This is a genomic window from Sedimentitalea arenosa (assembly GCF_016428585.1).
GTDB lineage: Bacteria > Pseudomonadota > Alphaproteobacteria > Rhodobacterales > Rhodobacteraceae > Sedimentitalea > Sedimentitalea arenosa.
This window is the reverse complement of sequence record NZ_JAELVR010000003.1, coordinates 1-11,939: the sequence shown is the minus strand read 5'-3', so window position 1 is coordinate 11,939 and position 11,939 is coordinate 1. Positions and strand designations below refer to the sequence as shown.

Here is an 11,939-nt window from a genome sequence, read left to right as displayed (position 1 = left end):
TCAACGCCCACCAGCAGGAGAACCCCATGGCCGCCTATCAATACGTCTACCACATGCAGGGTGTGTCCAAGACCTATCCCGGTGGCAAGAAATGCTTCGAGAACATCCACCTGTCCTTTCTGCCGGGCGTCAAGATCGGCGTCGTCGGCGTCAACGGCGCGGGCAAGTCCACCCTGATGAAGATCATGGCCGGGCTCGACACCGACTTCACCGGCGAAGCCTGGGCCGCCGAAGGCGCCAAGGTCGGCTACCTGCCGCAGGAACCGCAGTTGGATGAGTCCCTGACGGTGCGCGAGAACGTCATGCTGGGCGTGGCCGAAAAGAAGGCCAAACTCGACCGCTACAACGATCTGGCGATGAATTATTCCGACGAAACCGCCGACGAGATGGCCGCTCTGCAAGACCAGATCGACGCCGAGAACCTTTGGGATCTCGACAGCCAGATCGACGTTTCGATGGAGGCCCTGCGCTGCCCGCCCGACGATGCCGATGTGAAAACCCTCTCGGGCGGTGAACGCCGCCGCGTCGCGCTTTGCAAGCTGCTGCTCGAAGCCCCCGACATGCTGCTGCTGGACGAACCGACCAACCATCTCGATGCGGAAACCATTGCCTGGTTGCAACAGCACCTGATCGACTACAAGGGCACGATCCTGATCGTCACCCATGATCGCTATTTCCTGGACGACATCACCGGCTGGATCCTTGAACTCGACCGCGGCCGCGGCATTCCCTACGAAGGCAACTACTCCGCCTGGCTCGAACAGAAGGCCAAGCGGCTGGAGCAGGAAGCCCGTGAGGACAAGTCCAAGCAGAAAACGCTGGAGCGCGAACTGGAATGGATGCGCCAGGGCGCCAAGGCGCGGCAGGCCAAGTCCAAGGCGCGGATCAAGTCCTACAACGAGATGGCCGAAACGTCCGAGCGCGAGAAACTAGCCCGCGCCCAGATCGTCATCCCCAACGGCCCGCGTCTCGGCTCCAAGGTGATCGAAGTGAACGGCCTGTCCAAGCACATGGGCGACAAGCAATTGATCGAAAATCTCGACTTCTCCCTGCCGCCCGGCGGCATCGTCGGCGTCATCGGCCCCAACGGCGCCGGCAAGTCGACCCTGTTCAAGATGCTGACCGGGCAGGAAAAACCCGATGCCGGCAGCATCGAATACGGCGACACGGTGGATCTCTCCTATGTCGATCAGTCCCGCGACGACCTCGCGCCTGACGACACCGTGTGGGAGGCGATCACCGGTGGCGCCGAACTGATCCAGCTCGGCGATGCCGAGGTCAATTCCCGCGCCTATTGCTCGTCCTTCAACTTCAAGGGCGGCGATCAGCAGAAGAAGGTCGGGCTCTTGTCAGGCGGCGAACGCAACCGCGTCCACATGGCCCGGCTGCTGAAGGAAGGCGGCAACGTGCTGCTCTTGGACGAACCGACCAACGATCTCGACGTCGAAACCCTCCGCGCGCTCGAAGACGCCCTCGTCGATTTCGCCGGCTGCGCCGTGGTCATCTCCCACGACCGGTTCTTCCTCGACCGCATCTGCACGCATATTCTCGCGTTTGAGGGCGACGCCCATGTGGAGTGGTTCGAGGGGAACTTCGAGGATTATGAAGAGGACAAGAAGCGGCGGCTGGGCGCAGACGCGCTGGAGCCGAAGCGGTTGAAGCACAAGAAATTTACCCGCTCAGGCGGGTAAATTGCTTTGATGCGCGAAAGCGTGTGCTCAGCAAATGCGGGCGCACACTGCTATAGTTTACCGTCCGCTAATTTAAGCCAATCCGACTGCAGGAAACGGAAACACACGAGATGAATACTATACTGGAGTGGCTCAACGAAAACGCGAGTGCTCTTGGAGTGGTTTTGATCGCCTGCCCGCTTGCTTGGACTATGATCCAATGGTTTTTGATCAAACGATCAGAAGAGCGGGACCGCCAGTTTAAGGTTTACCACATGTTGGTGAAAGAGCTCGTTCAACCCGACGAAGAAGGCTCAATTTACTTGGATCGGCAAATCGCTGTTGTGTTTGAATTGGAGAGATTAAAAGAGTACCGAAAACTAAGTGTAAGAATTCTCAAAGGCTTAAGAGACCGATGGTCAAAACTGGCCAGTGTGAACACTCCATTTCAAAGACTTATTGATCAAATCGACGAAACCATAGCTGAACTCGAAAAATGACTCGCCAATCTAATGCGAGGCAAGCGCAAGAAAGAAAATTATAGGGCGCGGTGAAAGCCAACAAAACCACTGCGAGTGAAAGCGCGCCCGTCCGCGGGTCGAAGGCCGTCTTACAATCTGTCCAGTGGACAGATTGCGGCCGTAGAGGGCTGAAAGCCCCGGGGGCGTGAAACGCGCCCGCCCATGGGGGCGGACGGGCGCGGCGAAAACGCGGGGCGTTTCCGCTGGGCGCATCATTCCCAACGTTCCATTTCAGCGTGGCCTCTCATTCATTGCTGCACAATGAACTGCCGGCTGACGCCCTCGCAAAGCGAGGGCTCAGGCGCTTCCGCAGGGCGCATCATACCGAGTGTTTCAAGTCCGCGCGACCTCTGGCGCGTTGCTGTGCACCATGATGAGGGCTTGCGCCCTTGCTGCGCGACGACGCATACACCAAAGGGCGCCCGTTGGGACGCCCTTGACACCTTGGCGGCACGCACACGCCGCGATTTGGAGGGCTGACCGGGGTCAGCAGGTCAGGATTTCTTTTCCGGTTCCGGTGCTGCGGCCGGCGCTTTGCCGTCTCCGGTCTTTGGCGCGTCGGTCTTCGGGGTATCCGCGGCGGCTTTTATCGCCTCGGTCTTTTTCGACAGGTCCTTGAAGGACATGATGTCAATCCTTTGATCGCCGAAGGAACATACCCCCGACCTTGCAGAGATGGCCCTGCCCGCGGCGCGTTACAATGCCCTGACACAAACCAACCTACCGCCGGGCGCCGACAAGATCGGACCTCAGCCTTCCGCCCAGCGGACGATGTCGGCTTCGCGCATCGCGCCCGATTGGCGTCTGACCTCGCGCCCACCGGAAAAGGCCACCATCGTCGGGATCCCCCGGATGTTGTAGGTCGCGCCAGCGGCCTGGTGGTCCTCGGTGTTCAGCTTGACCAGCCGCGCCCGACCCGACAGCGTGCCCGCAGCCTTGGAGAATTCCGGCGCCATCATCCGGCACGGACCGCACCACGGCGCCCAGAAATCCGCGACCAGCGGAAGCTCGTCATTCCGCGCCGCCTTGGCCAGGATCGCCGGGTCGACGTCGACCGCCTTGCCGGGCATCAGTTTCGCGCCGCAGGTGCCGCACGTGGCGCCGGCATCCAGCCGCGCCTCGGGTACCCGGTTCAGTTGCCCGCAGTGAAGGCATGTCAGTTTCTTGCCCGCCATCTCGCATCTCCGCTTTGGGGGTCATCACATTCGATAAATCATATAGGAAGACACGCCCCAGGCGGCAAGTGATCGACATCCGCAAAACGGTGGCGCGAAGAGGTTGGCAGACGCGGGACAAGTGCGGTCTCACCGCCCAACCGAAAGCACTTGCCCGACTCGCGCGATTCTGCCATATGGGCAGCGCTAACGTTATCTTTTTCGACCCACTGTCTCCTCCCTCACACGGCGGTCAGTCTTCGATCCAGACCAACCACGCCGGGCTGCCGCACTTCCGCGGGCAGCAAACTTAAGACAGGAGACCACGGATATGGCCACTGGCACCGTGAAATGGTTCAACTCTACCAAAGGCTTCGGCTTCATCGCACCCGATGGCGGCAGCAAGGACGTTTTCGTCCACATTTCCGCTGTTGAGCGTGCTGGCCTCACCGGCCTCGCCGACAACCAGAAAGTCACGTTCGACATCGAAGCAGGCCGCGACGGCCGCGAGAGCGCGACCAACCTGGCGCTGGCATAAGCCTGACGGCTTCGGCCGAAACGACAGGAAAGGCGGGCCCGGTGCCCGCCTTTTTCTTTTTTCGTTCAGATGTTTGAGCACTCAGACGGCGCGCGCGAAGCGTGGCTCAAGAGCCGCATATCGCAAGAGCTCGCCGCGCAACCCCATTGACCGAACCTTCACACAGGCCGATTATACCGGGTGTCCCGGAAACAACCTGTTGAGAATGGTCATGATTTCACGTCGCTCGTTTCTCGCCGCCGGTTCCGCCGCGGCCCTTCTGCCCCGGTCGGGCAAGGCCCAGGCGGCCGAATTCGACCCGACCCCGCAATATGTGCGCATCAAGAAGGATTTCCTGCCCGGGCAACTCCTGATCCTGCCGCGCTCCTACTACCTTTACTTCGTGACCGAACCGCGCAAGGCGATCCGCTATGGCTGCGGTGTCGGCAAGGCCGGGTTGGAATTCACCGGCACCGCCACGATCGACGTCAAGAAGGAATGGCCCACCTGGCGCCCGACCCAGGAGATGATCGAGCGCGATCCGCGCACCTATGCGCGGTTCAAGGACAACGACTATATCCAACCCGGTGGTCCCGACAATCCTCTGGGCGCGCGCGCCCTCTACCTGTTCCAGAACGGGGTCGACACCTATTTCCGCATTCACGGCACCACGCAGCCGAACACCATCGGCCAGTCGGCGTCCAACGGCTGCATCCGGATGCTGAACGCGCATGTCATCGACCTCTATGAGCGCGTGCCGATCGGAACGGTCGTAACCGTTCTCTGACGGGGCACCGGGGCGGATGCTGCTGCCCATCACCCTCCTCGTGATGGCGGTCGCGCTGAGCCCCGATGCGCCGGCCAATGCCCAGCCGAATCCCGACGATCTGGCGCTGGTCAAGGAAGAACTCGCCCGCCTGCAGTACCTCTCCTTTGCCACGGAACGCGAATATTGCGGCTATCTCGGCGAAACGCGCGACGGCCTGACCGTGACCCCGGTGGTCCGCGGCGGGCATGACGGCTGCACGCCGGTCCTGCCTGACAGCGAGATGAGACTGATCGCCTCGTTCCATACCCATGGCGCTTACGATCCCGATGTGCCGGCCGAATTTCCTACCGCGCAGGACCTGCTGAGTGACGCACAGGAAGGCGTGGATGGCTATGTCGCGACGCCGGGCGGACGACTCTGGTTCATTGATGGTGCGGCCGGACACGCCGTTCAGATTTGCGGGCTCAACTGCCTGCCGCAGGATCCGGACTTTAACGCCGGAGATGACGGCGTGATCCTGCAGAGCTATCGCCTGCGCGACCTGCTCCGGATGGAAAACTCACACTGAAGCATGATCAGCTTTCACCTGCCTCGATGCGGGCGACGAGATCCAGCACGACAGGTCCCAGCGCCTCGACGATGCGGTTCACGCCGTCGGGATTGGGGTGAATGCCGTCAGCCTGCATGAACTGGCGCATCTCGGAGGGGTCGGCAGTCTCGCCTTCGATCCCGGCAAAGAAGCTTTCTGCGTAAAGCGTGCCGAACCTCTCCGATAGATCGGGATAGATCGAATCGAATTCTGCCTTGTAATCGGGCCCGAAATTTCCCGGGGCCTGCATGCCCACGACCAGTGTATCGACATCAGCCTGTCGGGCGGCCTGCAGAATCTTCTCAAGATTGGCCCGACTCGTGGCCGGATCAAGCCCTCTCAGCAGATCGTTGCCACCAAGCGCCACGATCAACCCGTCGACATCGGGCGTCAGAGTCCACGTCACGCGCGACGCGCCGCCGGCGGTCGTATCGCCCGACACGCCCGCATTGATCAGGACCACGTCGGCACCGTTCCTCTGCAACCACGCTTGAAGGCGTGGCACGAACCCGTCCTCCTGATGCAACCCGTAGCCTTGCGTCAGGCTGTCGCCAAGCGCGGCGATGGTCACCGGCTCGGCGTTGGCCGAGATGCCACATAAAGAAAGGACAATTCCGAACAATTGCTTGCGCATGCCGCTGGTCGCTCCATATGCCTTCTGAACATAGTGAAAGTTGCCTGGCCGATGACCGACCCGATCCTGTCCCTTAAAGATGCCTCTTTGTCGCTGAATGGCAATGCCGGCCCCGTCGATATCCTGCATTCAATCACGCTGGACGTGGCAAAGGGCGAAACTCTCGGGCTGATCGGACCATCCGGATCGGGCAAATCCTCTCTCCTGATGCTGATGGGCGGGCTGGAACAGGCTACCAGCGGCAGGATCACGGCACTGGGACAAGACCTTACCGCGATGGACGAGGATCAACTCGCCCGGTTCCGGCGCGACCACATGGGCGTGGTGTTCCAGTCCTTCCACTTGATCCCGACCATGACCGCATTGGAAAACGTGGCGACGCCGCTTGAACTGGCGGGCGCACCGGACGCCTTCGACCGTGCCGCGGCCGAACTCGAGGTGGTCGGGCTGTCCAGTCGCGCCAATCACTACCCCGCCCAGTTGTCGGGCGGAGAGCAACAGCGCGTTGCGCTGGCACGCGCCTCCGCTCCACGCCCGCATATCCTGCTCGCCGACGAGCCGACAGGCAATCTCGACGAGACCAATGGCGCGGCGATCATGGATCTTCTGTTCGATCTTCGCGACAGCCATGGCGCGACCCTGGTGTTGGTGACCCATTCCAACGAGTTGGCCGCGCGCTGCGACCGGGTGATCCGGTTGCGGGACGGCCAAATTGCGCCTGAAACCGCACGCAAGGCCGCCGAATGAGCCTGCGACTCGCCGCCCGCTTCGCGCGCCGGGAATTGCGTGGTGGCCTGCACGGCTTCCGCATCTTCCTCGCTTGCTTGACGCTGGGCGTGGCCGCGATCGCGGCGGTCGGTTCTGTGCGGACCGGTATAGAGGCCGGGCTTGCGCGTGAAGGTGCTGCGCTTCTCGGCGGCGACGCCGAGATGCGCTTCACCTACAGGTTCGCCAACGAGGCCGAGCGGATCTGGATGCAGGACACAGCGACAGCCCTGTCCGAAGTGGTCGATTTCAGGTCGATGGCCGTGGTCGAGCGCGACGGTGAGGCCGAACGCGGCCTGACCCAAGTCAAGGCCGTCGATGCCGCCTATCCGCTGGTCGGCACGCCCAAACTCGACCCAGAGATGGATCTGCACACGGCGCTGGCGGGCACCGATGACCTACCCGGCGGCGTGATGGACCGTGTCCTGATCGACCGGCTGGGCCTGTCGATCGGCGACCGTTTCCGTCTTGGCACGCAGGACTTCGTTCTGATGGCGACGCTCGTGCACGAACCCGACGGCGCGGCGGACGGTTTTGGTCTTGGGCCGCGCACGCTGGTCGCGACGGCCGGCCTGTCGGGCTCGGGCCTTCTGGAACCCGGGACGTTGTTTGACACCAAGTACCGCATGACCCTCCCGCCCGACACCGACCTTGACGCCGTGTCCCGCGAGGCGCGCGCACGGTTCGAAGGCACCGGCCTGCGCTGGACCGATGCCCGCAACGGCGCGCCCGGCGTCGCTGAATTCGTCGACCGGCTCGGGTCCTTTCTCGTGCTCGTCGGGCTGTCCGGGCTTGCGGTCGGTGGCGTCGGCGTCGCCGCCGCCGTCCGTGCCTATCTTGCCGAAAAGACGAGCGTCATCGCCACGTTGCGCACTCTGGGGGCGGACCGGTCGACGATTTTCCAGACCTACTTCATCCAGATCGGCATCCTGTCGATCTTCGGCATTTTCCTTGGCCTTGTTCTCGGCGCACTTGCCCCCGTCCTGCTGGCGCCGCTGATCGAAGCCCGCCTGCCGATTCCTTCGGCTTTTGCGATATACCCCGCTCCTCTGGCCGAGGCCGCGATCTATGGTCTGTTGACTGCGCTGGTCTTCACGCTCTGGCCGTTGGCCCGTACAGAGGAAGTGCGCGCCGCCACCCTGTTTCGCGATGCCTTGTCGACCTCGCGTCTGTTGCCGCCCTTCAAGTATCTCGTGACCATTGCGCTCGGGCTGATGCTGTTGGTGGGTCTCGCGGCCTTCTTCAGCGGAACCGCACGGCTGACCCTGTGGACGACCGGCGGGCTGGCCTTCGCATTGGCGTTGCTGGCCGTTTCAGCGCTGGGAATCCGTGCTCTCGCCCGGGCGCTCGGGGTCGCCGCACGTGGCCGGCCGGCTCTCAGATGGGCGCTTTCGGCGATCTCCGGTCCGCGCGAGGGCGCGGCCTCGGTCGTGTTGTCGCTGGGGTTGGGCCTTTCGGTCCTCGCCGCAGTGGGGCAGATCGACGGAAACCTCCGAACGGCCATTTCAGGCAACCTTCCCGATCTCGCACCGTCCTATTTCTTCGTGGATATCCAACAGGACCAGATCGACGGCTTCACCTCCAGGCTCGCCGAGGACTCCGCCGTCAGCCGTGTCGAAACCGCGCCGATGCTGCGCGGCGTCGTGACCCGGATCAACGGCCAGCCCGCGCGCGAGGTGGCGGGCGATCACTGGGTCGTGCAGGGCGATCGTGGCCTAACCTATGCAGATACCCTGCCCGACAACACCCGGCTGACCGCGGGAACATGGTGGGGCGAGGAGTATGACGGCGCACCGCAAATCAGCTTCGCACAGGAAGAGGCGACTGAAATGGGCCTCTCACTGGGCGACACGCTCACCGTTAACATCCTCGGGCGCGACATCGAGGCAACGATCACCAGTTTCCGCGAGGTCGACTTCTCGACCGCCGGCCTTGGCTTCGTTCTGACGATGAATCCTTCGGCACTCGCGGGCGCGCCGCACAGCTTCATTTCCACGGTCTATGCAGACGAGGACGCCGAAGCCCGTATCCTGCGCGATCTGGCCAATGCCTATCCCAACATCACGGCGATCCGGGTGCGCGATGCCATCGACCGTGTGTCGGAGGTGCTCGCCGGTCTGGCCGCCGCGACATCCTACGGTGCCGCGGCGACGCTGCTGACCGGATTTCTCGTTCTGATCGGTGCTGCGGCTGCGGGCGAACAGGCCCGCACCTTCGAGTCCGCCATACTCAAGACGCTGGGGGCAGCGCGGCGGCACATTCTGGCCAGCTTCGCCCTGCGCGCGGCGATCCTCGGCGCCGCAGCCGGCTCGGTCGCGCTGGCCGCCGGCATCGCGGGTGGGTGGGCCGTCAGCCATTTCGTGCTCGACACGGATTTCACTGTGATCTGGTCGTCGGCGCTGTTCATTGTGTTCGGCGGCGTCGCCGCGACCCTGCTGGCAGGCCTCGCCTTTGCCTGGCGACCTCTCTCCGCTCCGCCGGCCCGCGTCCTGCGCGGGCGCGAATAAACCGCCCTCAGTGCGTGCAACTGACCTGCGGGCGCAGGATGTCGATCAATTTCGGATTGTCGCACACCAACGATCGAAGCGAAATGTCATCCAGTGCGGCATAGAAGGCCTGCGCCGCATCCGACAAGGCGACCCGCAGACGGCAAGCGCTCACCAAAGGACAGGTGTTGTCCGCATCCGCGAAGCACTCCGCGATCGGCAGAGGTCCTTCGATATCGCGGAAGACGTCTCCGATCCGGATGGCGCTCGCCTCGCGCGCAAGGCTCATGCCACCGTTGCGGCCCCGCTGGGTGTGCAGATATTTCAGCTGGCTCAACTGGTTGATCACCTGCGCCAGGTGGTTCTCGGAGATGTTGCAGCAATCGGCAATCTCCGCCTTGGTCACCAGACGATCCCTGTTGGCTTCGCAATACATCAGCAAACGAACGGCGATATTGGTCCGCTTCGTGATTCGCACGGGAACTCTCCTTGCGTGGTTCCGATTGCACTTTGTCGCACATCACGACAAAAAGCAGTTTGACTTACATCAATCGTAACCGGGAACACATGCCCGCAGATCCCTACTTCTTCGGCTATGGCAGCCTCGTGAACCGCGTGACCCACGATTTCGCCGATGCCCACCCGGCCGTCCTGACCGGCTGGGCACGCGCCTGGCGCCATACCGACCTGAGGCCGGTGGCCTTTCTGACCGCGATCCCCATGGAAGGCAGCCGGATCGACGGCATGATCGCCCGCGTGCCGGGGGCAGATTGGGCCGCGCTGGATGAACGCGAATGGGCGTATGACCGGGTGCCCGCTCACGACGCGGTCAGCCACGACCTCACTGCGGATCCGGAGATCGCGGTCTATGCCGTGCCCGAGAGCCGGCATTCCGCTCCGACCACCCGCTATCCCATCCTCATGAGCTATCTCGACGTCGTGATCCAAGGCTATCTGCGGGAATTCGGCCGGCCTGGTGTTGATCGCTTCATCGCCACGACCCGCGGCTGGGAGGCCCCGATCCTGAATGATCGAGCCGAGCCGCGCTACGCTCGTCACCAGCAACTGTCCCGTGACGAGACCGGCCTGGTCGACAGCCTGCTCGACGAGCTTGGCGCGCAAATCGTTCCCGATACTCGGCGCGGCTGACCGTATCGGCTTGGTTCCGGTGTCGGGAACCCGACAAGTCGCGGGGTCGCTGGGGCCTAGCCCCGTGCACGAAGGGTCTGAAGCAACGGCAGCAGCGCCGCCATTTCGGGCCCGCGTTCCTGCCCGGTCAGGGCCTTGCGCAGCGGCATGAACAGGGCCTTGCCCTTGCGTCCCGTCGCCTCGCGCACCGCGCCGGTCCAGCTGGCCCATGTTTCGGAGTCAAAGGGACGCTCCGGCAACAAGCCCATCGCTTGCTCGACGAATTCGCGGTCATCTGCGTCGATCAGCGGTTCAGCTCCGTCACGGCAAAGTTCCCACCAACCCTCGAGGTCCTGCAGCGTTGTGATGTTGTCCCGCGCCATGTGCCAGAACGGCTCGGCCAAGTCCTCCGGCACGCCAAGTGCCTCCACCTCGGCGCTGACGCGTTCCAGCGGCTGAATCTGCAACCAATGCGCGGTCAGCGGAAAAAGGTCCTCGACGTCGAACTTGGTTGGTGCGCTGCCGAACCGGCCGATATCGAAGCCGTCGATCAAGGCCGCCATGTCGGTCTGCAATTCGACCGGATCGCTCGACCCCAGCCGCGCCATCAGGCTCAGCAGGGCCATCGGCTGAACGCCGCGCGCACGCAGATCCCGCAGCGCCAGTGTTCCCAAGCGCTTGCTCAGCGCCTCGCCCTGCGGGCCGGTCAGCAGCGAATGATGCGCAAAGCGCGGAACCGTTCCGCCGAGCGCGCGAATGATCTGGATCTGGGTCGCGGTGTTGGTCACGTGGTCCGACCCACGCACAACATCCGTCACACCCATCTCGGTGTCATCGACGACCGAAGCCAGCGTGTAAAGCACCTGTCCATCGCCACGGATCAGCACCGGATCACTGACGCTGGCGGCGTCGATCGAGATGTCGCCAAGGATGCCGTCCTGCCACTCGATGCGCTCGTGATCGAGCTTGAACCGCCAGACCCCCTGTCCGCGCTCGGCCCGCAGAGCCTCCTTCTCGGCCTCGCTCAACGCCAGCGCGGCACGGTCATAGACCGGCGGCTTACCCATGTTGAGCTGCTTCTTGCGTTTGAGGTCCAGTTCGGTCGGGGTTTCGAACGCTTCGTAGAACCGCCCCATCTCGCGCAGCTTGTCGGCCGCAAGCGCGTAGCGGTCGAGCCGCCGGGACTGTCGCTCCACGCGGTCCCAATGCAGACCGAGCCACGCCAGGTCCTCCTTGATCGCGTCGACATATTCTTCTTTGGAGCGCTCCGGGTCGGTATCGTCGATCCTCAGGATGAACGTGCCGCCCGCCTTGCGGGCGATCAAGTAGTTCATCAGGGCCGTGCGCAGATTGCCGACATGAATATAGCCGGTCGGGGACGGAGCGAAACGGGTGGTGGTCATCGGAGCCTCCTGTTGGCGGTCTGTTGTCACAGCCCCGGGCTTTTGTCCAGCGAGCATGCCCGCAGGGTGATTCTCGGCCTTCATCAAGAGGAAAGGCCGCCCCCCGGGAGGAGCGGCCTTGTCCTTTTCTGATGTCCCGCCCCGCGGCCAGACTTGGTTCTTCGGGGCGGAGATCGCTCGGCGCTTACTCGATGATTTTGGAGACGACGCCGGCTCCGACGGTGCGGCCGCCTTCGCGGATGGCGAAGCGGAGGCCGTTTTCCATCGCGATCGGGGCGATCAGCTCGACGCCGAAGCTCACGT

Annotated in this window: 14 protein-coding genes; 8 read left to right on the top strand and 6 right to left on the bottom strand. The window is 63.2% G+C overall.

What is annotated here, in order from left to right; genetic code table 11:
* Positions 1–26: 26 nt before the first annotated feature.
* Both ettA and JF290_RS04690 read left to right on the top strand, forming a co-directional pair.
* The gene (gene ettA, locus JF290_RS04695; RefSeq protein WP_199023619.1) at positions 27–1,691 is read left to right on the top strand and encodes an energy-dependent translational throttle protein EttA; all 1,665 of its coding nucleotides are present in this window, start codon (positions 27–29) and stop codon (positions 1,689–1,691) included.
* Between the two features lie 110 nt (positions 1,692–1,801).
* Positions 1,802–2,170, top strand: coding sequence for a hypothetical protein (locus JF290_RS04690; protein WP_199023618.1), 369 nt, complete (start codon positions 1,802–1,804; stop codon positions 2,168–2,170).
* A gap of 515 nt (positions 2,171–2,685) precedes the next feature.
* Here the strand turns inward: JF290_RS04690 and JF290_RS19680 are convergent.
* Together JF290_RS19680 and trxC are read right to left on the bottom strand one after the other, a co-directional pair.
* A complete protein-coding gene (locus JF290_RS19680; protein WP_255626029.1) occupies positions 2,686–2,817 on the bottom strand; it encodes a hypothetical protein in 132 nt (43 codons plus the stop codon).
* 123 nt (positions 2,818–2,940) lie between these two features.
* Positions 2,941–3,366, bottom strand: a complete 426-nt coding sequence (gene trxC / locus JF290_RS04685; RefSeq protein ID WP_199023617.1) for a thioredoxin TrxC — start codon at positions 3,364–3,366, stop codon at positions 2,941–2,943.
* Between the two features lie 310 nt (positions 3,367–3,676).
* On the opposite strand from trxC, the gene JF290_RS04680 reads away from it, so the two are divergent.
* The 3 genes from JF290_RS04680 to JF290_RS04670 all read left to right on the top strand — a co-directional run bounded on the left by JF290_RS04680 (position 3,677) and on the right by JF290_RS04670 (position 5,199).
* Complete coding sequence (locus tag JF290_RS04680) at positions 3,677–3,883, top strand: cold-shock protein (RefSeq protein ID WP_027263247.1); 207 nt, start codon at positions 3,677–3,679, stop codon at positions 3,881–3,883.
* Positions 3,884–4,094: 211 nt separating this feature from the next.
* Positions 4,095–4,649, top strand: a complete 555-nt coding sequence (locus JF290_RS04675) for a L,D-transpeptidase (RefSeq protein WP_199023970.1) — start codon at positions 4,095–4,097, stop codon at positions 4,647–4,649.
* A gap of 16 nt (positions 4,650–4,665) precedes the next feature.
* Positions 4,666–5,199: a DUF4329 domain-containing protein gene (locus JF290_RS04670; RefSeq protein ID WP_199023616.1), complete on the top strand. Its 534-nt coding sequence runs from the start codon at positions 4,666–4,668 to the stop codon at positions 5,197–5,199.
* A gap of 7 nt (positions 5,200–5,206) precedes the next feature.
* Here JF290_RS04670 and JF290_RS04665 read toward each other — a convergent pair whose 3' ends face one another.
* A complete protein-coding gene (locus tag JF290_RS04665) occupies positions 5,207–5,854 on the bottom strand; it encodes an arylesterase (protein ID WP_199023615.1) in 648 nt (215 codons plus the stop codon).
* A gap of 51 nt (positions 5,855–5,905) precedes the next feature.
* Here JF290_RS04665 and JF290_RS04660 point away from each other — a divergent pair, with 51 nt between their 5' ends.
* Together JF290_RS04660 and JF290_RS04655 are read left to right on the top strand one after the other, a co-directional pair.
* Positions 5,906–6,601: an ABC transporter ATP-binding protein gene (locus JF290_RS04660; protein ID WP_199023614.1), complete on the top strand. Its 696-nt coding sequence runs from the start codon at positions 5,906–5,908 to the stop codon at positions 6,599–6,601.
* A complete protein-coding gene (locus JF290_RS04655) occupies positions 6,598–9,126 on the top strand; it encodes an ABC transporter permease (RefSeq protein WP_199023613.1) in 2,529 nt (842 codons plus the stop codon). Before JF290_RS04660 ends, JF290_RS04655 begins: the two co-directional genes overlap by 4 nt.
* A 7-nt stretch (positions 9,127–9,133) precedes the next feature.
* Here JF290_RS04655 and JF290_RS04650 read toward each other — a convergent pair whose 3' ends face one another.
* Positions 9,134–9,583, bottom strand: a complete 450-nt coding sequence (locus JF290_RS04650) for an RrF2 family transcriptional regulator (protein WP_199023612.1) — start codon at positions 9,581–9,583, stop codon at positions 9,134–9,136.
* An 89-nt stretch (positions 9,584–9,672) separates the two neighbouring features.
* Here JF290_RS04650 and JF290_RS04645 point away from each other — a divergent pair, with 89 nt between their 5' ends.
* Positions 9,673–10,254, top strand: a complete 582-nt coding sequence (locus JF290_RS04645) for a gamma-glutamylcyclotransferase (protein WP_199023611.1) — start codon at positions 9,673–9,675, stop codon at positions 10,252–10,254.
* Positions 10,255–10,310: 56 nt separating this feature from the next.
* On the opposite strand, the gene gltX is transcribed toward JF290_RS04645, so the two are convergent.
* On the bottom strand, positions 10,311–11,636 hold the full coding sequence (gene gltX, locus JF290_RS04640; RefSeq protein WP_199023610.1) for a glutamate--tRNA ligase: 1,326 nt from the start codon (positions 11,634–11,636) through the stop codon (positions 10,311–10,313).
* A gap of 184 nt (positions 11,637–11,820) precedes the next feature.
* Positions 11,821–11,939, bottom strand: a 119-nt coding sequence (locus JF290_RS04635) for an EF-Tu C-terminal domain-related protein (RefSeq protein WP_199023609.1), incomplete at its 5' end; no start/stop codon positions are given.